Below are 22286 nucleotides of genomic sequence, written 5' to 3'. Positions count from 1 at the left end.
CGCGCCCCTAGCTCATCGCCCACCGGAGCAGCCTCTTCCCCCAGACCGTCAGCGAGCCGCGTAGCTCGCTCCCGTGCGCCCGGGAGACCGTTACGAGCTCCCGAAGCCACTCCATCGTTCCGCTCCAGATCCTGGAGAGGAGCTCGGCCAGCCAGGTGACCCGGACCCGGTACTCCGGGTTCACCTCCATCATCGCCAGGTGGAACTCCACCACGGCTCGGAGGATCAGCACGAGTCCGGACGCGGCCAGGACCGCCAGGAACCAGCGTCGGTCGATGAGGAACAGCGGGATCAGCACGGCGGCCGCCAGGAGGGGGTTCGGGTACCGGAGTCGGGCCAGGTTCACCAGCAGCAGCGCCAGTAGGCCCGCCCCTCGGATCGTCGCCGAGATGGGGGAGAGGGTCCGGTACGTGGACACCCCTATCACGAGCGAGGTCGTCAGCAGCAGCAGTAGGGTGGGTACCGCCCCCAGGGTTGCGATCGACAGGGCCACCAGGCCCAGGATCCAGGCGGCGCCCATCCCCACCGCAAACGAGTTCCAGAGCTGCTTCAACATCCCGGCCGGCACTCCCCGGAGGGGGTTTAATTGCTCGGGGGCTCGTTCTTAGGACTGCTAGCCGGCGTGCTCTCCGGGTACGTTCCGGGGCTGCACCCGAACACGTTCTTCTCGGAGTACGACCCGGGCCCGATGGGTCGCGACGACCTGTTATCGTTTGCCGTGACGGCTTCCGCGATCAACGCCCCGGTATCCAAGCTTGAAAGCATGTTTCTGGGCGTGCCGGACGATCAGACGACGACGGCCGTGCTGGTTCCGTTTCAGCGGTACGCGCTCGCCGGCCGGGCGGAGGAGGCCGCCCGGCTCTCCGCCCTGGGCACCCTGTCGACGGCCCTGATCACCGCACCGCTCGTGCTGGCGCTGTCCGGGGTGGCACCCAAGGTTTACGGGGCGCTCCGTCCGGCGGTGCCCGCGCTCGTGCTCGCGGTGATCGGGGTCCAGGCGGTGGACAACGGGCTGGACGGGCTGGTGGTCTCCGGGGCCAGCGCGGGCGTGGGTTGCCTGGCCCTGCTGTGGGGCTCGATGAACGTTCCGGGGCCGATCGAGTCGATGCTGACCGGGTTTTACGCGGTCGGTCCCGGGCTCTCCTGCGCGCTGAACCGGCCCGAGATCCCGGGGCAGGGTCGGGCGAGGCCGCGCGTCTCCGGCGTTGACCTGCTCCGCTGCGGCGTTCTGGGGACGCTCACCGGGGTGGTGCTAGGACTGCTGCCCGGGTTGGGGCCGGCGAACGTGGTGTCCCTCCTGCGGCGGCTGGGGATCCGGCGGGCGGACGAGTACATCATGGTGGTCTCCGGGGTGGACGCCTCCGACAACCTCACCTCCATCGTCGCGCTCTACGCGCTGGGCAACCCTCGGAGCGGGGCCTCGGTGTTCCTGCAGGAGCACCTGGGCGGGATGACGTGGGGAGAGGCGTTGGAGGCCGCCGGCCTGTACGCCGCGACCCTGCCGGTCGGGACGTGGTTGCTGGTGCGCTCCTCGCGGGTCTTCGGGGCGGTGCTGACCGGGGCCCGCGCCCAGGTGGCGACCGTGGTCGTGACCCTGGCGCTCCTGGCGCTGTCGGCGGGCCGGGGACCGGGCGCGCTGGGGCTCTGCCTGGTCTGCTCGGGAATAGGGATTTACGCGCTGAGGAGGGGCGTGGATCCGTCGGTGTGCAGCGCCGCGCTCGCCGTGCCCACGGCGCTGAGGCTCGCGGGGGTGTGGGGTTGAGCGAGCTCCCGGAGGAGGTGGACCTGGAGCGGCTGCTGGAGCACATCGAGGAGACGAACTTCTGCCGACGGCTGTTCCGGGAGGGCCCGGAGGAGTGGGAGGTGCTCCTGGGCCCGCTGCAGGGGGACGATGCGACGGTCCTGGAGGTGGGCGGCGAGCGCCTGGTTATCAACATGGAGGGGCCGTACCCGGCGAAGATCGGGCGGAAGACGGCGATCATTCACTCGGCCGCGGACGTGGTGGTGACGGGTGGGGAGCCACTGGTGGCCTTCGACTCCGTGCAGGCGGAGGACGAGGAGCAGGCGGAGGAGATCCTCGAGGACCTGCACCGGCAGGCGGAGGGGCTGGGGATCCGGATCCTGGGCGGGAACACGCAGTCCCATCCGGAGCTCGTCCCGTGCGTGTCCGTGACCGTGATCGGCCGCCTCGTCGCCGAGGAGCCGGTTCCGGACGGGACGGCGCGACCGGGTGACAAGCTGGTCTTCCTGGGCGAGCCGGTGCGCGGGGAGGTGGGGGAGCGGGTACGGCGGGCCCGGGTGAAGTTCAACGCCTTCCTAAGGTTCCTCCGGGAGGGGCTCGACATCAGCGCGGCCAAGGACGCCAGTCGGGGCGGGATCCTGGGTAACCTGTTGGAGATGCTGGGTAAGGCCCGCCGCGGGGTCGTGCTGAGGTCGATGCCTTACTCCACCTGGACGGGCTACCTGGGCGTCTTCATGGTGTGCATCCACCCGGACGACGTGGAGCGGGCGGCCGAGATCGCGTTCGAGGAGGACTGCCCGTTCACCGTGGCGGGGGAGATCGTCGAGGAGCCCGGGGTGTGGTTCGGGGATCGGGAGCTCGTCTCCCGGGAGGAGATGATCGAGGTTTTCAAGCGGTTGCCGTACAAGCCGCCGGGGTAGGCCCGGGTGCCGGCGGCCCTGCGGGTCGCCTACGACGGGTCCAACTACCACGGGTTCCAGTACCAGCCCGACGTGCCCACGGTGGAGGGGGAGCTGCGGCGCGCGCTGTCGGAGCTGGGGTTGGAGCTGGTCGGCTACGCCTCGAGGACCGACGCCGGGGCCCACGCACGGTACCAGGTGGTGACGGTGAGGGGCGAGCTCGAGCGGGCGGTGCCGGGGGCCCTGAACGCCCGGCTGCCGGAGGACATCCGGGTGGTGTCGTCCGCCCGGGTGGACCCGGACTTCGACCCGAGGCGGGACGCCGTGGCGAAGGAGTATCGGTACTTCCTGGGCCCGCTGAGGGACCCGGAGTCGGCCGAGGAGGCGGCGAGGAGGCTGTCGGGGGAGCACGATTTCTCCGCGTTCCGTCGGGAGGACGGTCGTGACCCGAGGGTGCGGGTCGAGGAGTGCGAGCTCGTTGAGTGGGCGCCCGGGGTTCACGTGCTGCGCGTGCGGGCCGAGCGGTTTCTGTGGGAGATGGTGCGGAGGATGGCGGGGTTCGTGTGGGAGGTGGGGTGGGGTCACCGGGAGCCGGAGGACGCGGACCGGCTCCTGTCGGGCGAGTACGGACCGGGGGAGAAGCCTCGGTGCCTGCCCGCCGAGGGCCTGGTGCTCTGGCGGGTGGAGTACCGCGAGGTCAATCTGGATGAGTGCGAGTGCTGGTTCCCTCACACGGATATAATACCGCACGGGGGTAAGTTATTACTAAGGGTCGGTGGGGAGGGCTGAGGGCATGCTCAGGGTCGTGGTCTGCCCCCCGTGCTACGATCCCGCCCCGGCGCTCCCGGAGGACGGTGAGGTTCTGGACGCGTCGCGCGCGTCCTCGCTCTCCGGGATCACGTCCGAGGTCGGGTCGGAGGAGAGGCTGGTGCTGCGCCACATCGACGTGCCGGCGGCCCACGAGTGGGTGGGATGCTCGGACGAGCACCCGCTGCGCGTGATGAGGTCGAAGGTGCACAACGTGCTTTCCGCGCTGATGAGGAGGGTCCGGAAGGCCTGGCTGCTGGTGCACTCTCAGGTGTTCCTGGACTTCATACCCTCGAGGCTGCACCGGAGGGTTGAGGTTGAGTTCGTGAGGTCGGACCGGGGAAGCGGGGACGAGCTGGCTTCCTGGCCCCCGCACGGGGTGTGTCCCGCGGTCGAGGGGCTGCGGGCGGAGGAGATGGAGCGGAACGTGCGCGCGTTCGTGCGAAGGACGGGGTCCGCGGTCCTGGGTCGGATCGCGAGGTGGGACGTGCGGAGGGTGCGCCTGGAGTACCTGTCGGCCACGGAGATCCTCCGGGGACTGTGCCCCGACCTGCGCAGGTTCAGTCTGGGGACCCGGCTCCTGGACGCATTGGAGGCGGCGGGCGTGCTGACGTCCAGGAACTCCGGGTACCGGATGTTCAGCTGGAGCCCTGCGGTCGTGTCTGGGAGAACCTCGGAGATCGTGATGGACCTCGTGAAGAGGGTCGTCGAGCTCGAGGGGGAGCTGCTGGATGCTGCGTCTCCCTGAGAACGTGCAGGAGCCTCCGGTGCGGTGCGACGGCCCGGAGATCGGGAGTAGAATGGAGGTAATGAGGCGCTCCCACGATGGGTACGTGGAGTTGGGTAGGGTGGCGGGGCTGGAGAAGTTCCGGACGATGTGCCTGGTGACGGTGAGGTCGAGGGCCGGGTACTACGCGGTGCCCGTGCGCGCGGAGGAGGGGGCGCTGGTGGAGCCGGTTCGGGTGCAGAAGGTGGGTCGGGGGATCGTCGTCCCCTCGATGGTTCCCCACCGCCGGGTGGGCGAGGTCTACCTGGACATTCGGCGGGTGGGGGGCCGGTACGTTCTGGCCTTTTTTGGTCGGAACTTCACGGTCAGGACGCACGAGAGCCTGGTCGTGACCGGGGAGAGGGACGGCGTTTGGATCCGGTGGGATCGGCTCGCGTTCAACCTGCAGTCGGGTTACCTGGAGGTGGACGGCGCGCGGTGTCGGCCGCTGGGATTCGTTCGTCCGGGCCGCATGATCGGGGTGACGGAGCGGCTGGAGGTGGTGGAGGCGTCGGAGTCCGGCGTGAGGTCGGTGGGTCGGGCCCGGGTGGTGGGCGATTACCTGAGGGTGCCCGTCGGGGAAGGGTGGCTGGAGCTTCACCTGGGTCTGCTCCGGGAGGAGGCCTAACGGATGGTGAATCGGGGAGGCTGAATCCACTCGGACTTGCACCGGGGGCACCGGGAGGGGGGTCGAACGCGGGCGCTCTTGAACACGTAGCCGCACTTGTTGCACCGGGCCGGTTCCATCAGGAGCCGCTTCCCCTCCTTCCGGACGGTCTTGGCGATGTGTTCCAGGTCCTCGATGATCTTCCTCCGGTCGTCCTCGCCGACCATGGCGGCGATCTCGTCGATGGTCAGGGGCTCGCGGGATTCCGTCAGCAGTTGAATGATCTTCTCGCGCCGGGTCCTCCACTCACTCACCCTCGCGGGCTCCCCTGGCGAGGCGCTTCAGCCGCTTAAACCCCTCCTCTCGACCGCGGACGATGAGCACGTCCCCGGCCCGGATCTCGGTGTGCTTATCGGGCCCCACGATCCAGGTCTCTCCCCGTCGGATGGCCACCACGTGCATCCCCGTCTCGCTGGCGAGCTTCAGCTCGCCCAGGGTGCGGCCGTCGAGCTCGGACCCCTCCTCGACGCGCACCAGCTTGAACTTCTCCTCGGACCTCTCGATCGCCTCCTTCACGATCGGGTGGGGTTCGGCCCCCATCGCGACGGTCTCGGCCACGTCGTTGGCCGCGTCGGTGATCACCTCCATGGCCTGTGCCAGCTCCATGATGGGGAGCAGCCGCTTCACGTCCTCCACGCTCCGAACCGCCAGCGCCAGCTTGGCTCGGAGGGCCAGGGAGAGCTCGTCGAGCCGGGACTCGATCCTGCTCACCTCGTCCGCCAACTCCTCGCTCCCGGACAGGAGGACGGCGTAGGAGAGGTCCACGGAGAGCTGCGCCAGGTTCTTCATCTCGATCAGCAGGTCGACGACGGTCCGGCGCTTGAGGATGTCCTCAATCCGCTTCAGGTCCTTCTCCTCCTCTCCCTTCCCTTCCCCGCTCAAGGAGACCTACCCCGGGGCCAGCAGCAGCGTGATCAGGATGCCGGCGGAGTCGGCCGCCGTCGTCACGACGGGTCCCACCACGTCATCGGGGTCGAGCCCCAGCCTCACGCTCGCGAAGGTGGAGACGACCGCGACGAGTACCGCGAGCAGGTACGTGAGGGTCGTGGAGAGTAGGACGGTGGTCACCAGGGAGGATCGGCCGGAGAACGTGAGCTTGACCGCAAGCGTGTACGCGAGCGTGACCAGGATCAGGGCGGACCCCTGGACGGCGGTGTCGTACGCGACCCGGCGGGCGCTGACCGTGCCGAGGTGCACGTGGGTGGCGATGCTGCTGCCGACGGAGGACGCCGCGGCTCCGGTCGCGGCCATGAGCACGGGGAGCACGGCGGCCAGCCCCGGGTTGTGCTCCAGCTTGGCCTCCAAGCGGGCGAGGAAGGAGCCCACGTAGGAGCTCCAGGCGGCCAGCAGGGCCGACACCGTGAGCATGGAGGTCAGCGCGCCCACCAGTCCGCGCCTCAAAGGAGGATCACCTCCGACAGCGTGAACAGGAAGACGACCGTGAGCACGTCCGACAGCGCCGTCGTGACGGCGGGCGCCACCCGGTCCGGGTCCGCGCCCAGCCGGAGGGAGAGCCGCACCACGCCGATCGTGGTCGGGGTCACCACCGCGGCCACCGAGACCACCGTCAGGAGCGCGACCGCGACGAGGGTACCCAGGTCACCGCCGTAAGACCAGCGCGTCACCAGGGCGATGACCGGGGGGATGAGGAGGCTCGCGAGCAGGGCGGCCACGGTGCTCTCCACCGCCCGGTCGGAGTCCCCCAGGTGCTCGGCCGTCGTCATGCGGGAGGAGTGGGCCAGGGCGATGTTCCCTCGGAAATCCATCAGCGCCGGTAGCATCGCCAGCAGCTCGGGGTGACGGGCCCACTTCGACTTCAACGCTTCCAGGGAGAACCCCGTGAACGACTCCATCGCCACGAGGGCGGCCAGGGAGGAGAGGGCCGCGAGGAGGTCCCGGGTGGGGTTCATCCTCGGAGCTCCTCCCGCAGCCGCTCTGCGGCCTCGTAGAAGGGCTCCACCACGCGGCTCACCGGTGGAGAGTACGAGTAGTCCCAGGACAGCAGGTCCTCCACCTTCGCCCCCAGTCGGATCGCCAGGGCGATCGCGTCCACGCGCTCTCGCACCCGCTCCCCGCCCACCGCCTGAGCGCCCACGATCCGATGGGTGTGGGCGTCGGCGACGAGCTTCACCGTGAGGTCCTCTCCACCCGGGTAGTACCGGGCCCGGGTCGTCGAGCTGACGGTCGCCGAGACCACCTCCATCCCGACGTCCCCGGCCCGGGCCTCGGTGAGCCCGCACCCGGCCGCCTCCAGATCGAACGCGCAGACCACCGCGGTGTTGAGCGTTCCCGGCCAGGTCACCCGGGGACCCTCCGCCGCGTTGAGTCCGGCGACGCGACCCTGGCGCACGGCCACGGTCCCGAGCTGGCTGGGGACCGGCTCACCCGTGATCGGGCACCAGTCGGCCGCGCAGTCCCCGGCCGCGTAAATCCCCTCGAACACGCCGCCGTCTTCGGTCTTCACCCGCAGGGCCGGGTCCACCTTGACCCCGAACGGGGTGACGGCGGCGTTCATGGCCTCGAAGAGCTCGATCCGGGGCCGAACCCCGGCCGCCATTATCACGAGGTCCGCCTCGAGCTCCTCGCCACCCACCACCACGGACTCCACCGACCCGTCCCCGCGGATCTCCTCCACGGGGTCGCCCAGCAGGACCCGGACGCCCTCCTTCTCCATGCGCTCCTGGAGCTCAGCGGCGAGATCGCGGTCCAGCAGCTGCGGTAGTACCCGGTCCAGCATCTCGACCAGCGTGACCTTCAGGCCGCGCCGGTGCAGCGCGTGCGCCATCTCCACCCCGATCGGACCGGCCCCGACCACGACCGCGCGCTCGGCGGAGCGAACGGCCCGCTCCAGTCGCTCGATGTCCGAGAACCGGCGCACGGTGAGCACTCCGTCCAGCTCCGCGCCCTCGATGGGGGGAATCAGCGGCTCACCTCCTACGGCGAGCACCGCCGCGTCGAACCCGATCGTCCCGTCCTCGGTCTCCACCACCCGCTCCTCCGGGTCCACCTCCTCCACCCGGGTTCGGAGGCGCAGGTCGATGCCCATGCGCTCGTAGTACTCGGGCGATCTCATGACGATGTCTTCCGCGCGCTCGATCTCGCCCGAGAGCACGAACGGGATGGCGCAGGGGGAGTAGGCGACGCGGTCGTCCTCGGTAATCAGGGTGACCTCCGCGCCCCGCTCCCGGGCGGTCCGGGCGGCGGTGATGCCGGCGGCCCCTCCGCCAACGACCACCACGCGCATCGCTCGGCCCGGCCGGGCCGACCGGGCCCGCTGATAAATCGTTTACAGGAGGCCGCGCCGGCGCAGGTCCCTGCGGATCCGGATCACGCCGCGCAGGTAGCGCAGGATCTGCCGCAGGTCCACGTTCGAGGAGCCGTGCTCCCGGGGCTGGAACGTGAACGGGATCTCCCGGACCCGGTACCCCATGTGGTGGGCCTTGGCCAGCGTCTCCACCTGGATCTCGAAGCCCTCGGAGACGAACGGTCGGCCCTCCTCCAGGATCTCGCGGCGGATGGCCCGGAACCCGCTGGTGGGGTCCCGGTAGGGGAGCTTCAGGAGGATCCTGGCGACGACCCGGGCGCCCCAGGAGTTGAGGCGCCGGTACCAGGGGAAGTTCTCCACCTGGGCCCCCTCCACGTACCGGGAGCCCAGTCCGAAGTCGCACGCCCCGTCGAGCACCGGGTTCACGAGGTTCGGGAGGTACTCGGGTGGGTGCTGACCGTCGGCGTCCATGCAGACGACGACGTCCCCCTCGGCCTCGCGGAAGCCGCGCCGGTAGGCCAGGCCGAGCCCCGGTCGCTCCTTGCGGACGATGACCCGGATGTTGCCGTACTCCTCCGCCAGCTCCCGGGCCACCTCGGCGGTGCCGTCCGGCGAGTCGTCGTCCACGACGAGCACCTCCGCGTCCCAGCCCTCCCGGTCGATCACCCGCTCGATCCTGGGGATGACGTGCGGGAGGTTGTCCCGCTCGTTGTACGTCGGCAGGATGACGCTCACTTCCACCGGTGAGGGCCCCCGAGCCTCGCGATCAGGGTGAACCCCTTCACGCCGGACCGGAAGGTGTGGACGGGTCGTTCGGGGTCCAGCATATGAAATGGTGTGGGCTCGCGGTGGACGTCCACGGTTTCCACCTTCATCAGCCGGAGGTCCTCGCGCAGCTCGGTGGGGAGCCGGGAGAGGTTCAGGAAGGTCTCGTCCCGGGTGCGCCGGTACCACTGGACCCGGAGGTCCAGCTCCTTCCAGACGTGCGTGGGGTCCGCCCGGATGCCGGTGAAGAAGGGGAGGGCGCGTCGAATGGGGGTGGTGCGGGCGACGTCGGCGCCGGACTCCCGGAGGAACCTGAGCGCCGCGGCGAGTAGCAGGTGGCCGATCTGGTACCGGCGTCGCACCCGGTGGGAGACGATCAGGCCGAACACGTTGTGCGGGTGGCGGGTGGTGTCGGGATCGGCCCCGACGCAGGCCACGGGTTGGCGCCGTCGGTGGGCGATCAGGACGCGGGCGTCGGGGGAGAAGAAGTCGGACTGGAGGAGGTCAACGGGGACGGTCTCCTTCAGCTCGCCCGGGGCGTCGGCGTCGAGCTCGGAGGCGAGCCGTCGCACGGTGGGTGCGGCCCGATCGGGTGGGAGGATCCGGACGGTGAGGTCCCCGACCCGTAGGTAGGTCCGCTCGCCCACTACTCATCATCCCTGGCCGGTCCGCCAGCAACCGCCTCTTCATCCGCGCCGGGGGTTTAGTGGTACGCCCGCTTGTACTCTCCCTCCTCCTCCCTGGTGCCCAGGACGCGCTCGACGGCCTTGATGAAGTCGCGCATGGTGACGACGTCTCGGTCCTCGCGGATGGCCATCATTCCGGCCTCGGTGCAGATGGCCTTGATGTCGGCGCCCGAGGCGCCCTCCGTCATCTTGGCCAGCTTCTTCAGGTCCACGTCGTCGGAGATGTTCATGTCCCGCGTGTGGATCTTGAAGATCTCGTAGCGGCCCTCCTCGTCCGGCAGCGGGATCTTGATGTGTCGGTCGAACCGGCCGGGTCGGAGGAGCGCCGGGTCCAGGATGTCCTTCCGGTTGGTCGCGGCGATGACCTTGATGTCGTCGAGCGGGTCGAAGCCGTCCATCTCGGCCAGGAGCTGCGTCAGCGTGCGCTGGACCTCGCGGTCACCGCTCGTGGCGTCCCGCATGCGTCGGGCGCCGATGGCGTCGATCTCGTCGATGAAGATGATGCTCGGGGCCTTCTCCCGGGCCAGCTCGAAGAGCTCGCGGACGAGTCGGGCGCCCTCGCCGATGAACTTCTGGACGAGCTCGGGCGCGGCGAGCCGGATGAACGTGGCGTCCGCGTGGTGGGCGACCGCGCGGGCGAGGAGGGTCTTGCCCGTGCCCGGTGGGCCGTAGAGGAGCACGCCCTTCGGCGGCTCGACGCCGACCTTCTCGAACAGCTCGGGCTCCTTGAGCGGCTTCTCCACGACCTCTCGGATCTCCTGGATCTGCTTGTCCAGCCCGCCGATGTCGTCGTACGTGACGTCCGGCTCCTCCTCCACCTCCATGGCCGTGACCCGCGGGTCCTTCTCCGAGGGTAGCACGTCGACGACGGCCATGCTCTGCTGGTTCAGGGCCACGTTCACGCCCGGCTGGATCTCGTCCCGGTCCACGGTGGGGCTCACGTTCGAGACGAACTTCGGGCCGGTGGAGCTCTTGACGATGACGCGACCGTCCTCGAGCACCTCCTCCACCGTGCCCACGATCAGGGGCGGCTTCTTCAGCCGCTGCAGGTCGTTGCGGAGCTTCTCGATCATGACCTCCTTCCGGCGCAGCTCCTCCCGCAGCTCGGCCTTCTCGTCCCGCTCCATCTCCAGCTCGCGCTCCAGCGTCTTCCGGCGCCGCGCCTCGATGCGGAGCTTCTCCTCCTGGGCCTTCAGCTTCCGCTCCAGCTCCTCCAGCCGCTTGAAGTACTCCTGCAGGAGCTCCTCCAGCCGCTTCTTCTCCCGCCGCAGGTCCTCGAACTTCTCCACGAGGTCCCGGAGGTTCTCCACCCCGGTCCGCTCCATCAGCGTGATCAGGTCGTCCAGCACCTCGGTCAGCTCCTCCAGGTTGGAGTCGGACTTGTCCGACAACTCCTCCAGCTCGTTCTTCAGGTTCTTAAGCGCGCTCAGGCTGACGCTCTCCGAGGTGTCGGGCAGCAGGCTATCCAGATCGTCCGCCAACGTCGCACCCCCACCTCACGTCAAGTCTGGGCGTTCGAAAGCCCGTGACGCGATCCGGGGACAGCACCGCGCCATCGCCCCGGCGCCTGACGACCCGGAACCCCAGGCGCAGGAGGGCTCGTAGGGTTTTCCTCTCCCGGATTATTAAGTCGAGGTCCGACCCGGGGTTCGCCACCCGCAGGCTCGTCCACCCGACTGGGTTCCCCACCGTCAGGTCGTGAAGCGGGGCGGCGCAGCCCACCGTCCCGACGACGCCCAGGTCGCGGATACCGGACCTCCACAGCACGGACAGGAGCTCCAGCACCCGGTACCCCACCTCGGGGTCGACCGGGTGGCCCGCGTCCTCCGGCGGCTCCAGCGCGTCGAGCCTGAGCCTCGGGCAGATCTCCCGGTAGGCGTCCCAGGGCGTTAACCTTCTTTCAACTCTCACCTCTCCCGGACTAAAAAACTTCCTATCGCCCCGGGCGGCCACCACCCTCGTCCCGTCCCCGCGCACCAGGAGCCGCACCGTCCGTCCCCACTGCTCCCCCACGCCACCGTCCCGGAGGATCAAGATACGGGGAAGCAAGGTCCCGGCCCCACCGAAGGAACAGTATCACGAGCCCGACCACCGTCACGTCCCCGGACGCGCCCGGGCTGACGCGGCGCTCGAGGCACTCCCGCACGAACGACCAGAGCTCCCGCCGGCCCCTGGGGGTCATCACCCCGCCCAGCCGCAGCACCCGGCGCGCCCGGCGCCGGACCCACCTTCGATCCCCCGGCGGGAGCCCCGCGTCCTCCAGCACGGCCATGCAGGCCAGGACCGACTGGACCACGGCCTCCTCGAGCGAACCGCCCCTTCTCAGCACCGAGACCAGGGTGGGGAGCGACACCATCCTGGCCGTCGCGAGCCCGGAGGCCGCCTCCCCGAAGATCCCGGCCAGCCCCTCCCGAACCCGCCTTCGACCGCACTTCGTTTCCGTCCGATCCCACAGGCGCTCCGCGCAGAACCGGCCCACCTCCCGGATCCGATCGACGGGCATGGGGTCCCGCTCCCACCCGGCCGAGTAACAGTGCACGGCCCCCAGGAACAGGACCCCGCGCACGGGGTTCGGGCCGGCGGAGGCGGTGAGCACGTCCACGTTCCAGGCGGGCAGGCGGCGCACGAGCTCCTCCACCGGTTTCCGACTCAGCCCGAGCTCCAGCGCCTCGCGCAGGCACCTCCCCAGCGCGGGCAGGCAGAGGCAGAACTCCCTGGGCCCCATGTCCGGGTGGGGGCTGGGGGAGACGGGGTCCACGAGCCCGGGCTTCGGGCCCGAGAGCGCCTCGATCGCGACGGCTCGGCAGAAGAGCTCCGGCAGCTCGCGCGGGTCGGCCACGCGGGTCACCCGGCCCCGAGCTCGGAGATCACGCTGCGGGCCGCCGGTCGCCAGGCGGACAGCGCCGGTCGGCCCTCCCGCACGACCAGCACGTCCCGGTACCGCACTTCCTCGGGCTCGCCGAAGACCTGCCGCCCTCCCCGGAAGGCGAGCACGGTGTCGCCGAGGCGTAGGTAGGCGCAGGGGCAGCACTCCCGGAACACGTCCAGGTTGCCCACGATCCTCCGCCGGAGCCGGCCCGGCAGCGGGCCGGAGAACGTGAACAGCGCGTGGAGGCCGACCCGGCGCGGTTCCAGCCTCAGCAGGTCCCGAAGCAGGCCCATCGCGCCCGCGTCCGCCACGATCGCGAGGACGTCACCGTCGCCCTCCGGCACGCGCGCCTCCTCCTCCCCGGACGCGGCCCCCCACTCCCCGGCCCGAACGGGCACGGTGATCACCCTCCCGTCGACCTCGCGGCCGCCCACCACCACCGTTTCCCGGAACCGCTCCCCGCGGGCCACGGTGCCGACCACCGCCGCCCGTCGCACCTCGCACCCCTCCAGCACGCTCCCGAGCACCAGCCCCTCCTCCACCTTCGTGTCGATGAGGACCGAGTCCCGGACGGGCACCGGCGGCCCCCCTACTTGGTCCTCAGGTGGAGCACGTGGAGGGGGAAGGTGAAGGGTCGGCGCGGGAGCTCGATCGCGTGCCCCAGTCGGACGATCCGCGGCCGCTCCTCGACGATCACCCCGAACTCCTCGGGGCGTCCCTCCTCGATCTCCAGCCCGCCGTCGGCGAGCCTGAGGTTGAAGGCGCGTCCCCGGCGTCCCTCGACCTTGAACTCCGAGCCGTCGAACTCGACCTCCACCCGCTCCGCGTCCACGACCACGCCGCGGGGCATCGCGGGGTTGCCCCCCACCACCCCGCGCCGGGGCACCCGCTCGGTCACCACGCTGTTCGGGAGCAGCACCGCCTCCTCGCCCACCTCGGCGCCGGGTAGGAGGGAGACGCCGGGTCCGACCAGGGCGCCCCGGCCGACGGTGGGGGGCTCGAGGTCCCCGCTGACCTTCAGCTGCCCCAGCACGGAGCCGTGGTGAACGGTGGCGCCCTCAGAGACCCGGCCCGTGACGGTGGTCCGGGCCCCCACTGCGCACCTCTCGAGCTCCGCGTTGTAGACCACGGACTCGCCCGAGATCAGGGCGCCGCGCAGCCTCGCGTCGGGGCCCAGCCGGACGCGCTCGCCGATCACGCAGTCCTCGCTCGCCCGCACGTCACCGAGGATGATCGTCGTGTCCGGGTCGGTCACGGCCGGGTGCTCGTCCTTGTTCCTCCGCGTCAGCGGCTGCATTCTCGGCCACCCTCAGGGTCGACAGGCCCGCTTTCACGCACCGGAGCACGTCGTCGACGGCGTGCTTCAGGGGCCCGAAGCCGTCGCCTCGCAGGTGGATGCGGCGGTCTCGCACGCGGCACCAGGGGTCCGCGTCCGGAATCAGGGCGAGGAGCACCGGGTCGGGCACCCGCAGCCGGAGGGTGGCGCGCACGCGGGAGGTCAGGCAGCTCACCCGTTCCATCACTCCCGCTCGGGTCGGAGTAGGCTTAGCTCATCATCCCTCCGCGTGCACGTCCTCGGGGTCGAAGGGGGGTGAGCACGCGACGAGCAGCCTCATCCGGCCCTCCACCTTGTGCCTTACCCCGGGCCTCACCACGATCACGTCTCCGGGGCGCACGTCCACGGGCCGCCCGTTTAGGTGGACGCGGCCGGTCCCCTCCAGCACGTAATAAACTTCCGTGGTCCGCTCGTGGTAGTGCTCCTCGCCCTCCCCGTCCACCTCGACCTCGGCCAGGGAGAGGCGCTCGTCCGAGTACAGCTCCAGGACCCGGCCGCACACGGTCTCCCGGCGGTCCCGTTCGACCCGCAGCTCCCAGCCCAACATCACCTCCCCGGGGCGGGTGGTCCTGCGCGGCGATCTAACGTTGACGGTGCGGTGGACGCTGCTGTCGCTGGCCCTGGGCGCCGTCGGCGGGCTGTGCGCCGCCACCATCACCTGGACCATCCTGACCGTGGGTCGGCTCTCCGGCGGGTCCGTGTGGGTGACGCCCGCGGTGATGGTGCTGGCCGGGGCCGTGAGTTCGCTGCACCCGGAGCTCCCGGGGACGGGGCTGGACAAGGCCCGGCAGGGTCGCGCCAGGGATCCGGTGGCCGGCGTGCTCAAGCTCCTGGTGGCGGGGGCCGTGATCGGGTCGGGCGGGAGCGGGGGTCAGGTGGGTCCCTGCGTGCAGTCGTGCGTGTCCATCGGCCGTTGGTGCGCCGAGCGGTTCGGCGTGAGGGGACTGCCCAGGTCGTGGGCGATCGTCGCGACCGCGTCCGGTGGGGTGTCCGGGGTCCTGTGCGCGCCGGTTTCCGCGGCCCTCTTCACGCTGGAGACGCTCGCCGGGGGGTTGGGATACCCGTGCCTGCCGCCGGCCATCATCGCCAGCGTTTCCGGGTACACGGTGTACTACCTGGTTCTGGGGAAGCACTACCTGCTGACGGCCCACGCCGGGTACGTGTACTCCTGGTGGGACCTGCCGGGGCTGACGGTGGTGGGCCTGGCGGCGGCCGTGGCGGCGTACGGTCTGGTGCGCTCGGTGCAGGTCGCGTACCGGTGGTTTCACCGGGTTCGGCGGGCGGAGGTCCGGGCGCTGCTCGCCGGGGTCGCGGTCGCGGCCCTGGGAGCGTGGGTGCCGCAGGCGGTCGGGCTGGGGCTGGACTGGGCGTCCCGGGCGGCGGTGGGTCGGATGGACCCGTGGTGCTCGGGACTGGCGTTCCTGGGTAAGGTGGCGGCAACGTCGCTCACGCTGGGGAGCGGGGTGCCCGCGGGCTTCGTCTCGCCGGTCGTGTGCGCCTCGATCTTCTTCGGGTCCGCCGTGCGGGCGCTGGTGGGGTTGCCGGCGCCGGCCGCCGTGGCCGCCTCCATGTCCGCGTTTCTGGCGGTGGCGTTCGACGCCCCGGTCTCGGCCGCGGTGCTCGTGATGGAGCTGTTCGGCATGGACTGCGCCGTGCCGGCTGCGCTGGGGGCGGTCCTGGGGTACCTGACGGTCAACCCGGGATTCCTCGGGGAGCTGCTGCGGGGGAGGGATCGTGTTCGAGGTGGAAGTGAAGATCGCCGTTGAGAACCCGGAGGAGGTGAGGGAGCGGCTTCGGGAGCTGGGGGAGCGTGAGGGGACGCTGGAGCAGGTGGACGTGTACTACCAGCATCCGTGCCGGGACTTCGGGGAGACGGACGAGGCGCTGAGGCTGCGCCGCACGGACGGTAGGGTCGTGTTGACGTACAAGGGGCCCCGGGTGGGTCGGGAGAAGTCCCGGGAGGAGGTGGAGGTTGAGGTGGAGGACGGGGAGCGGATGGATCGGATCCTGAGGCGCCTGGGGTTTCGGCCTCTGGAGCGGGTGAAGGTTAAGAAGCGTCGGGAGGTGTACCGGGTGAGGTTCGAGGGTCGGGACGTGACGGTGGCGCTGGACGAGGTGAGCGGGTTGGGGACGTTCCTGGAGTTGGAGTGTTCGGTGGGCGATCGCTCCGAGGTGGAGCGGGCGGAGGAGAGCCTCCTGCGGCTGGCCGAGAGGCTGGGCGTGAGGGGAGAGCGGGTGCGCGAGTCCTACCTGGAGCTCCTGATGGAGCGCGCGGGGGAGTGAGCGGTGTTCGATTGGATACGGCGGCATCGACGCACGATCGTGACGGCGGGTATCCTGTTCCTGGCCGGGATAATGGTGCTCTCGGCCATCCCCACGTTCACGCTCTCGGGACAGGCCGGCGGACGGGTGGTGGCGGCGCGGGCCGTCGTGAAGGCGAAGATCGTGCGCGACTACCAGGTGTCGATTGTTCGGGCGCTGGTCGTGCCGAAGCGGGGTGTCTCCGGGGAGGAGCTGCGGAAGGCGGTGGAGGGAGTGGAAAGCGTCGAGCGGGTCTCCGTGCAGAAGACCAAGATCAAGGGGTACGAGGTGTACGTGGTGGACGCGCTGGTGCCAAGCACGGTGGACCCGAGCCAGGCCAGGAGGGACGTGGAGAAGGTCCTCAAGGGCAAGTCGGTGGCGGAGCGGAGCGTGGTGGTGAAGGGGTCCGTGTTCCTGTTCCAGGCCTCGTACGACGGGAAGCCGGACAGGCGGAAGGTGGAGGAGGCGGTTCGCCGGGAGCTGGGTAACCGGGTCATGGACGGTCCGAGCGTGAAGGTACGGTACAACTCCGTGGTCGGTAGGGTTCTGTGCAACGTAAGTGACGGTAAGCACGTGGAGGTGAAGCGTCGGATCGAGCGGGCGTTGAGGAAGACGGGGGCCCGTGGGTGCCTGGTGCTGGAGCAGCTCACCGTGCAATTGGGTCGGATTCGGGTGGACCTCCTGGGTCCCGGGGAGGAGAAGGTGGGGACGCGGACGGTGAACTTTTCCGGGCGGACGGTGCCCGCGATGGTGCTGCCGGAGCACGCGAGGCAAGGAGAGGTGAGCCTGTGGTTCTGGATGTCCGTCTCCGGGGGTCGGCAGCGCGTCTTCCTGGTGGATCAGTCGGTTGTGCAGGGCCACTACACGGTGTTCTAGCTGTTCTAGCGCAGGCGCGGTCGGTCCGCGCCCAGTCCCTTCCACAGCTTTTTCACGATTTCCGGGCTGGATAGGGACAGCTTCGGTGGGACGTGGAGGAGCGCCTCCAGCAGGTCTTCCCGGGTGCCTTGAATCAGCACGGAGTCCCCGTCTCGGGTGACCCGGACGCCGTGGTCGAGAAGCAGTCGCAGGAGCTCCTTCGGGGGTTCCTCACTCACCCTGATCGTAACCTCTCCACGCGGTCGGCGAGCCACCGGATGAGGTCCCCGTCCGTGATGATGCCCAATAGGCGTCGTTCGTCGTCCACGACGGGCAGCTGGTTGTAGATGCCCTCGGGCGCGGAGCACATCTTCTTGATGACCGTGATCAGGTCGTCGTCCGGGCGCGCGACCACCACGTCCGTCTCCATGACCTCCTCCACGGTGGTTCCGGGCTCGTACCGGTCCTCCAGCAGGGCTCTCCCGAGGTCGGTTCGGGTTACGAGGCCGAGGAGGCGGTCCTCCTCGTCGGTGACCGGGAGGGCGCCCACGTCGTTCTTGATCATGATCTCGAACGCCTCGATAACGCCATCGTTGGGGGACGCGGTGATCGGGTCCTCCGTCATGAGATTCTCGGCCTTGCACCGTCGGAGCTCCTCGGTCAGGCGCATGCTTTCACCACCAGGACGCGCTTTTCGCCAGCTCCTTCTCTCCCTTCAGCAGCTTGGACGATATGTAGCTCACGATCTTCTCCACGGTCTCGTCGATGTGCTCGTTGTTGATCACCGGGATGTCGTGGTCCTCGGCGTCCTCGACGAGGAAGTCGTGGATCTTGCGGATCTCCTCGAAGTACTTCAGGTACCGCTCGGCCGGGCGGGATAGCTTGGTGTCCCGGGAGCGCGCGTAGAAGCGCCACTTGTGCGCCTCCTCGTCCTCCACGGCGAGCATGAAGGCGAACACGTTGGGGTAGTTGAGGATCTCCTTCTTGATGAGGCGCGGGACGATGTGCACGCCCTCGATGATCACGTGGATGCCCTCGTTGATCGAGCGGTTGACGACGCCCTCGATGCCGACCACGACGGGCTCGGAGTGGTCGAGGAAGCCGGTGATCACGGGGTCCTCGGCGGGCTTGTAGCGGAGGCGCTTCCAGGCGGTGTAGGAGGACTCGTAGAGGGTCGGGTACAGCTCCTTGGCCAGCACGCGGCGCATGACCTCTCGGATGGCGTCCGTGCCGATCACGTTCGTGATGCCGAGTCGGTGGCCGACCTCGGCGGCGATCGTGGACGTGCCCACGCCGGACGCGCCGCCGATCAGGACGATGATGGGCTCCTCCCGCTTCTTGATCCGGCGCCAGAGCTCGTATCGCTCCGCGAGGGACTCGTCGATCTCCTCGAGCTTCTGGCGGATGATGTCGGCCAGCTCGTCCGTGCTGATCTCCCGGACGCCCTCCCGCTGTAGCTCCCGCTTAATCTTCAGGGCGATCTCGTAGGCTTTGTGCGGCTCGATGCCGATGGCGGTGAGGGAGCGGGCGAGGACCCCGCGCGAGAAGGGCATCTCGTAGTGCCGTGACTTCACCGTAATCCGGTCCCCGCGCTCCCCCTCCTTCTCCCTCTCGCCGCCACCGCTACCTTTTTCCGCCAACCTGCTCGCACCCCCTGCGGGGGCCCGCGTGGGAGAGCAAGGAGGAGGTGAGGAGAAGGCGAGGAAGTATGATATGATCATCCCGTTAGGGGTCCCGGCTGATATCATCGCTGAAGTTGAGCGGCGGTGCGACGTGAAAGTCGTGCAGCGGGAGCTGGAGCGGGGTGGGATGAAAACCACCGTACTGGCGTTTAGGGGCACCAGGGAGGCGCTAAAAGAGGCTAAAAAGGTGATGGAGGAGCTGCTCGAGCGGCGGGTGGAGGAGTTCTCCGGCCCGGGCCGTCCTACCCGTCGTCGTCGCTCCGGATCCTCTTGAGCTCCTTCACGAGCGCCGGCAGGAACACGCCGACGTCGGAGACCACGCCCAGCGCCTGCGCCGTGCCCCGGTCCATGAGCTTGGTGACCACGGCCGGGTTGACGTCCACGCAGATCGTCTTCACCCAGGAGGGTAGTAGGTTTCCGGTGGCGATCGAGTGCAGCATCGTGGCCAGCATGAGGACGAGCGTGGCCCCGCGCAGGTGCCGTCGCATCTCCCTCTGCGCCTCCATCACGTCGGTGATCACGTCCGGGATGGGCCCGTCGTCCCGGATGGACCCGGCCAGGACGTAGGGCACGTCGTTCACGATGCACTCGTACATGATCCCGTCCTTCAGGATTCCCTCCTCCACGGCCCGCTTGAGCCCGCCCACGCGGCGGATCTCGTTGATGGCGTACAGGTGGTGGCTGTGCCCACCCTTCACGGGCTCACCCGTCTCCAGGTCCACGCCCAGCGAGGTCCCGAACAGGCTCGCCTCCACGTCGTGCACGGCCACTGCGTTGCCCGCGAAGAGAACGTCCACGTATCCGTTCCTGATCATCCAGGCGAGATGATCCCGGGCCCCGGCGTGAATGACGGCCGGGCCCACGACCACGACGATCTTACCGTCCCTCCGGTGCCGCTCCAGCTCCCGGGCGATCCGTCGGATCAGGGTGGGGGTGGGCTTCTCCGGGGACACGTCGCTGCCCATGAACCCGAAGATGCCGGTTCGACCTCGGGGGCGCTCCGGGGGCTTGACCTTAATCCCCCGGTCCCCGACGACGACCAGCTCGCCCTTCCGCACCTCCCGGATGGGCTTGGCCACGGCCCGCCTCTCCTCCGGGTAGATCACGATCGCACAGTCCATCTCGATGTTCTCCACCTCGATCCACTCACCGTCGAACTTAACGAAGGTCCGGTGGTTCGTGGTCGTGTAGAAGCCGCGCGGGCAGACGCCGTCATCGGGGGCCGGCTCCACCCTCACCTCGTCCGACTCGACGGGCACCGCCCCGTACTTCCTCAGCTCCGTGATGATCTCGCCGAGGTGGTCGGGGTCGTCCGCCTTCACGAGTATCCTGGCGTAGCTGGGGTCCGTCTTGCGCTTCCCGACCTCGAACTCCAGGATCTCGAAGTCCCCGCCCATCTCCATGATCGTGTCCAGCACCTTGGACAGGATAAGGGAGTCGATAATGTGACCTTTGAGCTCGATGACCTCCTCCGGCACGCGGCCCGCCCCGCCGTTACGTGCGGTACTCGGCGTTGATCTTGACGTAATCGTAGGTCAGGTCGCACCCCCAGGCGCGGGCGGACGCGCTCCCCGCGCCCAGGTCCACTACGATCCGCACCTCCCGGTCCGACAGGACCCGGGTGGCCCGACTCTCGTTGAACTCGACGGGTCCGCCGTCGTAGGTCACCACGCGGCCTTTGGAGCTTTCGAAGGAGATCCTAAGGGAGTCCGGGTCCACGTCGACCCGGGCGGCGCCGATCGCCGCCCCCACCCTCCCCCAGTTCGGGTCCTCCCCGAAGAGGGCGGCCTTGACCAGGTTGGAGGAGACCACGGCGCGGGCGGCCCTGCGGGCCTCCTCCTTGGATCGCGCCCCGCGCACCTCCACCTCCAGCAGCTTGGTCGACCCCTCGCCGTCCCGGGCGATCTCACGGGCCAGGTCCTCGCACACGCTCAGGACCGCGTCCTCGAACTCCGACTCCGGCACGTCCTTGCCCAGCTCGAGCCCGGAGGCCCCGTTGGCCATCAGGAGGACGGTGTCGTTGGTGCTCTCGTCCCCGTCCACGCTGATCATGTTGAACGTGTCCTCCACGGACTCCCGCAGCGTGGCGGCCAGCCCACGGGGCGAGGCCCGGACGTCCGTGATCAGGAAGGCGAGCATGGTGGACATGTTCGGGTGGATCATCCCGGCTCCCTTGGCCACGCCGAGGAGGGACCACCCGTCGCCCGAGTACGAGGAGAGCTTCTCCCGGGTGTCCGTCGTCATGATGGCCCGGTTGAAGGCGCGGACGTGTTCCGGGTCGGCCCCCATCCCGGACTCCCAGACCTTCTCCGCCAGGCGGAGGATGCGGTCCACGGGCGGGCGCTCGCCGATGACCCCGGTCGAGCAAACCAGGACCTCGTCGTCGGGCACGCCGAACAGCCGGGAGGCCCCGTCGGCCATCCGGAGCACGTCCTGCATTCCCTCCTCGCCGGTGAGCGCGTTCGCGTGACCGCTGTTGACGATGACCCCGCGGGCCCGCCCGCGGGCGCACACCTCCTCGGAGTACTCGACGGGGGCCGCGCGCAGGGTGTTGCGCGTGAACGTGCCGGCCACCGAGCACGGTTTCTCCGAGAAGAGCAGGCCCACCCCGACGTCGTCCTCCTTCACCCCGCCGAGGAGGAAGCCCGAGGGGACCTCCATGGGGCGCCCCGGGTCGGTCCCGGGGTCGGGGGCTTAAAGCTGTGACAGGGGTCACGCGGTGTCGGCCGGGACGGTCTCCCGCACCTCCTGCTCCGGGGTCAGGTCGCGCGGTCGTCCCTCGATCAGCTCTCGCGTGTAGTCCACGATGTCGACGGCCTTGTCCGCGATCCGCTCGATGTCCTTCGTCACACGGGAGACGGCGAACAGGTGTCGGGAGCGGGAGGGTGACTCCTCGGCCTCCCGGATCGCCTCGTCGCAGACCTTGACGATCAGGTCGTGAACGTCCTCCTCCAGCCGGTACACCCGGTCGGCCGCCTCCTTCACGCGGTCCTTAGACAGGGAGAGGAACGCGTCGTACGCGGTGGAGATCATGGACCGGGCGCGCTCGGCCGCCCGCTTGAGGTCGTCCCAGCACTCTAAGTCGGAGAGCGTGCCGATCCGGTCCGCGACCTCGGCGATGTTGCACGAGTAGTCCCCGACCCGCTCGATGCAGTGCGAGATTTCCAGGAGGAGCGCTGCGGTCTTGCCCGCCTCCTCGGACGGCTGGAACGTGGGTAGGGTGCGGACGTAGAGTCGGATTTCCTCATCCAGCCGGTTGACCTCCTCGTCCATCCTCACGATCTTGCGGGCCAGATCGGGGTCGCGCTCGACGGCCTGGATCGCGAGCTCCACCTGGGACTCCGTCAGGTCGATCATCCGCTCGAAGTAGGGGCGGACGTTCCTCAGGTGGGCCTCCAGGTCCTCGTGGATGTGCCGGCCCAGCTCCTCGAGCAGCTCGGGAAAGTGGCGGCGGAGCTTGGTCATGTCCACGGCGTATGTGCGGAACACCGCCCCCTTCTCTATCAGAGGCTGAAGGAGCTCCGTCACGTAACGGCGTGAGACGCCCACCTTCTCGGCGATCTCCTTCTGCGTGGAGGGGCGGTCCTTCAGGATCGTGCGCAGGATCGCGGCCAGGGTCGCCCTCCTTCCGCGGGGGTACAAGACGG

General features: G+C 69.5%; 30 protein-coding genes. 9 read left to right on the top strand and 21 right to left on the bottom strand.

The genetic code is table 11. From position 1 onward, the window contains the following. Nucleotides 1-7: 7 nt before the first annotated feature. A complete protein-coding gene (locus ACXJJV_RS05725) occupies nucleotides 8-556 on the bottom strand; it encodes a hypothetical protein (RefSeq protein ID WP_456467213.1) in 549 nt (182 codons plus the stop codon). A 30-nt stretch (nucleotides 557-586) separates the two neighbouring features. Between ACXJJV_RS05725 and ACXJJV_RS05720 the strand changes: the two genes are divergently transcribed. From ACXJJV_RS05720 to ACXJJV_RS05700, 5 genes are read left to right on the top strand one after another with little or no spacing between them, the layout of a single operon-like run. Beyond that, nucleotides 587-1762, top strand: coding sequence for a tripartite tricarboxylate transporter permease (locus tag ACXJJV_RS05720; protein WP_456467212.1), 1176 nt, complete (start codon nucleotides 587-589; stop codon nucleotides 1760-1762). After that, nucleotides 1759-2661 carry an AIR synthase related protein gene (locus ACXJJV_RS05715; protein ID WP_456467211.1) on the top strand — a complete coding sequence of 301 codons (903 nt, stop codon included), beginning with the start codon at nucleotides 1759-1761 and terminating at the stop codon, nucleotides 2659-2661. The genes ACXJJV_RS05720 and ACXJJV_RS05715 overlap by 4 nt, the downstream gene beginning before the upstream one ends. Nucleotides 2662-2667: 6 nt before the next feature. Next, the gene (gene truA, locus ACXJJV_RS05710) at nucleotides 2668-3429 is read left to right on the top strand and encodes a tRNA pseudouridine(38-40) synthase TruA (protein WP_456467210.1); all 762 of its coding nucleotides are present in this window, start codon (nucleotides 2668-2670) and stop codon (nucleotides 3427-3429) included. A gap of 4 nt (nucleotides 3430-3433) precedes the next feature. After that, nucleotides 3434-4195, top strand: a complete 762-nt coding sequence (locus ACXJJV_RS05705) for a hypothetical protein (protein ID WP_456467209.1) — start codon at nucleotides 3434-3436, stop codon at nucleotides 4193-4195. Then, complete coding sequence (locus tag ACXJJV_RS05700) at nucleotides 4179-4841, top strand: hypothetical protein (protein WP_456467208.1); 663 nt, start codon at nucleotides 4179-4181, stop codon at nucleotides 4839-4841. The genes ACXJJV_RS05705 and ACXJJV_RS05700 overlap by 17 nt, the downstream gene beginning before the upstream one ends. On the opposite strand, the gene ACXJJV_RS05695 is transcribed toward ACXJJV_RS05700, so the two are convergent. The 14 genes from ACXJJV_RS05695 to ACXJJV_RS05630 all read right to left on the bottom strand — a co-directional run bounded on the left by ACXJJV_RS05695 (nucleotide 4838) and on the right by ACXJJV_RS05630 (nucleotide 14345). After that, nucleotides 4838-5134 (bottom strand): transcriptional regulator, encoded by a 297-nt coding sequence (locus ACXJJV_RS05695; protein WP_456467207.1) that lies wholly within the window; start codon nucleotides 5132-5134, stop codon nucleotides 4838-4840. The two genes, ACXJJV_RS05700 and ACXJJV_RS05695, sit on opposite strands and share 4 nt — an antisense overlap. After that, nucleotides 5127-5762 (bottom strand): potassium channel family protein, encoded by a 636-nt coding sequence (locus ACXJJV_RS05690; protein ID WP_456467206.1) that lies wholly within the window; start codon nucleotides 5760-5762, stop codon nucleotides 5127-5129. Before ACXJJV_RS05690 ends, ACXJJV_RS05695 begins: the two co-directional genes overlap by 8 nt. Before the next feature lie 6 nt (nucleotides 5763-5768). Beyond that, a complete protein-coding gene (locus ACXJJV_RS05685; protein WP_456467205.1) occupies nucleotides 5769-6281 on the bottom strand; it encodes a magnesium transporter in 513 nt (170 codons plus the stop codon). Next, the gene (locus ACXJJV_RS05680; RefSeq protein WP_456467204.1) at nucleotides 6278-6790 is read right to left on the bottom strand and encodes a magnesium transporter; all 513 of its coding nucleotides are present in this window, start codon (nucleotides 6788-6790) and stop codon (nucleotides 6278-6280) included. Before ACXJJV_RS05680 ends, ACXJJV_RS05685 begins: the two co-directional genes overlap by 4 nt. Further along, a complete protein-coding gene (locus ACXJJV_RS05675) occupies nucleotides 6787-8124 on the bottom strand; it encodes an FAD-dependent oxidoreductase (RefSeq protein ID WP_456467203.1) in 1338 nt (445 codons plus the stop codon). The genes ACXJJV_RS05680 and ACXJJV_RS05675 overlap by 4 nt, the downstream gene beginning before the upstream one ends. A 42-nt stretch (nucleotides 8125-8166) precedes the next feature. Then, nucleotides 8167-8886, bottom strand: a complete 720-nt coding sequence (locus ACXJJV_RS05670; RefSeq protein ID WP_456467202.1) for a polyprenol monophosphomannose synthase — start codon at nucleotides 8884-8886, stop codon at nucleotides 8167-8169. Then, on the bottom strand, nucleotides 8877-9557 hold the full coding sequence (locus ACXJJV_RS05665; RefSeq protein ID WP_456467201.1) for a hypothetical protein: 681 nt from the start codon (nucleotides 9555-9557) through the stop codon (nucleotides 8877-8879). The genes ACXJJV_RS05670 and ACXJJV_RS05665 overlap by 10 nt, the downstream gene beginning before the upstream one ends. A 56-nt stretch (nucleotides 9558-9613) precedes the next feature. Beyond that, nucleotides 9614-10846, bottom strand: a complete 1233-nt coding sequence (locus ACXJJV_RS05660) for a proteasome-activating nucleotidase (protein WP_456467236.1) — start codon at nucleotides 10844-10846, stop codon at nucleotides 9614-9616. Between the two features lie 211 nt (nucleotides 10847-11057). Beyond that, nucleotides 11058-11507: a hypothetical protein gene (locus tag ACXJJV_RS05655; protein WP_456467200.1), complete on the bottom strand. Its 450-nt coding sequence runs from the start codon at nucleotides 11505-11507 to the stop codon at nucleotides 11058-11060. A gap of 22 nt (nucleotides 11508-11529) precedes the next feature. After that, entirely contained in the window at nucleotides 11530-12435 is a 906-nt protein-coding gene (locus ACXJJV_RS05650; RefSeq protein ID WP_456467199.1) for a triphosphoribosyl-dephospho-CoA synthase, read from the bottom strand. A 5-nt stretch (nucleotides 12436-12440) separates the two neighbouring features. Beyond that, on the bottom strand, nucleotides 12441-13043 hold the full coding sequence (locus tag ACXJJV_RS05645; protein WP_456467198.1) for a hypothetical protein: 603 nt from the start codon (nucleotides 13041-13043) through the stop codon (nucleotides 12441-12443). Nucleotides 13044-13054: 11 nt separating this feature from the next. Beyond that, on the bottom strand, nucleotides 13055-13762 hold the full coding sequence (locus ACXJJV_RS05640) for an acyltransferase (protein WP_456467197.1): 708 nt from the start codon (nucleotides 13760-13762) through the stop codon (nucleotides 13055-13057). Beyond that, nucleotides 13686-13985, bottom strand: coding sequence for a hypothetical protein (locus tag ACXJJV_RS05635; protein ID WP_456467196.1), 300 nt, complete (start codon nucleotides 13983-13985; stop codon nucleotides 13686-13688). The genes ACXJJV_RS05640 and ACXJJV_RS05635 overlap by 77 nt, the downstream gene beginning before the upstream one ends. A 33-nt stretch (nucleotides 13986-14018) precedes the next feature. Then, nucleotides 14019-14345 (bottom strand): cupin domain-containing protein, encoded by a 327-nt coding sequence (locus ACXJJV_RS05630; protein ID WP_456467195.1) that lies wholly within the window; start codon nucleotides 14343-14345, stop codon nucleotides 14019-14021. Nucleotides 14346-14394: 49 nt separating this feature from the next. Between ACXJJV_RS05630 and ACXJJV_RS05625 the strand changes: the two genes are divergently transcribed. Genes ACXJJV_RS05625 through ACXJJV_RS05615 form a run of 3 tightly spaced genes read left to right on the top strand, consistent with a single transcriptional unit; the run spans nucleotide 14395 to nucleotide 16978 of the window. Beyond that, nucleotides 14395-15567, top strand: coding sequence for a chloride channel protein (locus tag ACXJJV_RS05625; protein ID WP_456467235.1), 1173 nt, complete (start codon nucleotides 14395-14397; stop codon nucleotides 15565-15567). Continuing rightward, nucleotides 15536-16084 (top strand): class IV adenylate cyclase, encoded by a 549-nt coding sequence (gene cyaB, locus ACXJJV_RS05620; RefSeq protein WP_456467194.1) that lies wholly within the window; start codon nucleotides 15536-15538, stop codon nucleotides 16082-16084. Before ACXJJV_RS05625 ends, cyaB begins: the two co-directional genes overlap by 32 nt. A gap of 3 nt (nucleotides 16085-16087) precedes the next feature. Next, entirely contained in the window at nucleotides 16088-16978 is an 891-nt protein-coding gene (locus tag ACXJJV_RS05615; RefSeq protein ID WP_456467193.1) for a hypothetical protein, read from the top strand. Nucleotides 16979-16983: 5 nt separating this feature from the next. Here ACXJJV_RS05615 and ACXJJV_RS05610 read toward each other — a convergent pair whose 3' ends face one another. Genes ACXJJV_RS05610 through ACXJJV_RS05600 form a run of 3 tightly spaced genes read right to left on the bottom strand, consistent with a single transcriptional unit; the run spans nucleotide 16984 to nucleotide 18597 of the window. Further along, nucleotides 16984-17196 carry a hypothetical protein gene (locus ACXJJV_RS05610; RefSeq protein ID WP_456467192.1) on the bottom strand — a complete coding sequence of 71 codons (213 nt, stop codon included), beginning with the start codon at nucleotides 17194-17196 and terminating at the stop codon, nucleotides 16984-16986. Then, nucleotides 17193-17627, bottom strand: a complete 435-nt coding sequence (locus tag ACXJJV_RS05605) for a CBS domain-containing protein (RefSeq protein WP_456467191.1) — start codon at nucleotides 17625-17627, stop codon at nucleotides 17193-17195. The genes ACXJJV_RS05610 and ACXJJV_RS05605 overlap by 4 nt, the downstream gene beginning before the upstream one ends. 4 nt (nucleotides 17628-17631) lie before the next feature. Further along, a complete protein-coding gene (locus ACXJJV_RS05600; RefSeq protein WP_456467190.1) occupies nucleotides 17632-18597 on the bottom strand; it encodes a 2-phosphoglycerate kinase in 966 nt (321 codons plus the stop codon). Between the two features lie 28 nt (nucleotides 18598-18625). On the opposite strand from ACXJJV_RS05600, the gene ACXJJV_RS05595 reads away from it, so the two are divergent. Next, nucleotides 18626-18913, top strand: coding sequence for a hypothetical protein (locus tag ACXJJV_RS05595; RefSeq protein ID WP_456467189.1), 288 nt, complete (start codon nucleotides 18626-18628; stop codon nucleotides 18911-18913). Here the strand turns inward: ACXJJV_RS05595 and ACXJJV_RS05590 are convergent. The 3 genes from ACXJJV_RS05590 to ACXJJV_RS05580 are packed head-to-tail and all read right to left on the bottom strand — an operon-like array spanning nucleotide 18882 to nucleotide 22281. Then, nucleotides 18882-20117 (bottom strand): ornithine cyclodeaminase, nickel-pincer nucleotide-dependent, encoded by a 1236-nt coding sequence (locus tag ACXJJV_RS05590; protein ID WP_456467188.1) that lies wholly within the window; start codon nucleotides 20115-20117, stop codon nucleotides 18882-18884. The two genes, ACXJJV_RS05595 and ACXJJV_RS05590, sit on opposite strands and share 32 nt — an antisense overlap. 16 nt (nucleotides 20118-20133) lie before the next feature. After that, nucleotides 20134-21300, bottom strand: a complete 1167-nt coding sequence (argJ, locus tag ACXJJV_RS05585; protein WP_456467187.1) for a bifunctional glutamate N-acetyltransferase/amino-acid acetyltransferase ArgJ — start codon at nucleotides 21298-21300, stop codon at nucleotides 20134-20136. A gap of 51 nt (nucleotides 21301-21351) precedes the next feature. Then, entirely contained in the window at nucleotides 21352-22281 is a 930-nt protein-coding gene (locus ACXJJV_RS05580) for a PhoU domain-containing protein (RefSeq protein WP_456467186.1), read from the bottom strand. Between the last annotated feature and the right edge of the window lie 5 nt (nucleotides 22282-22286).

Source organism: Methanopyrus sp. (assembly GCF_053997775.1).
This window is presented reverse-complemented; position numbering and strand designations above follow the sequence as displayed.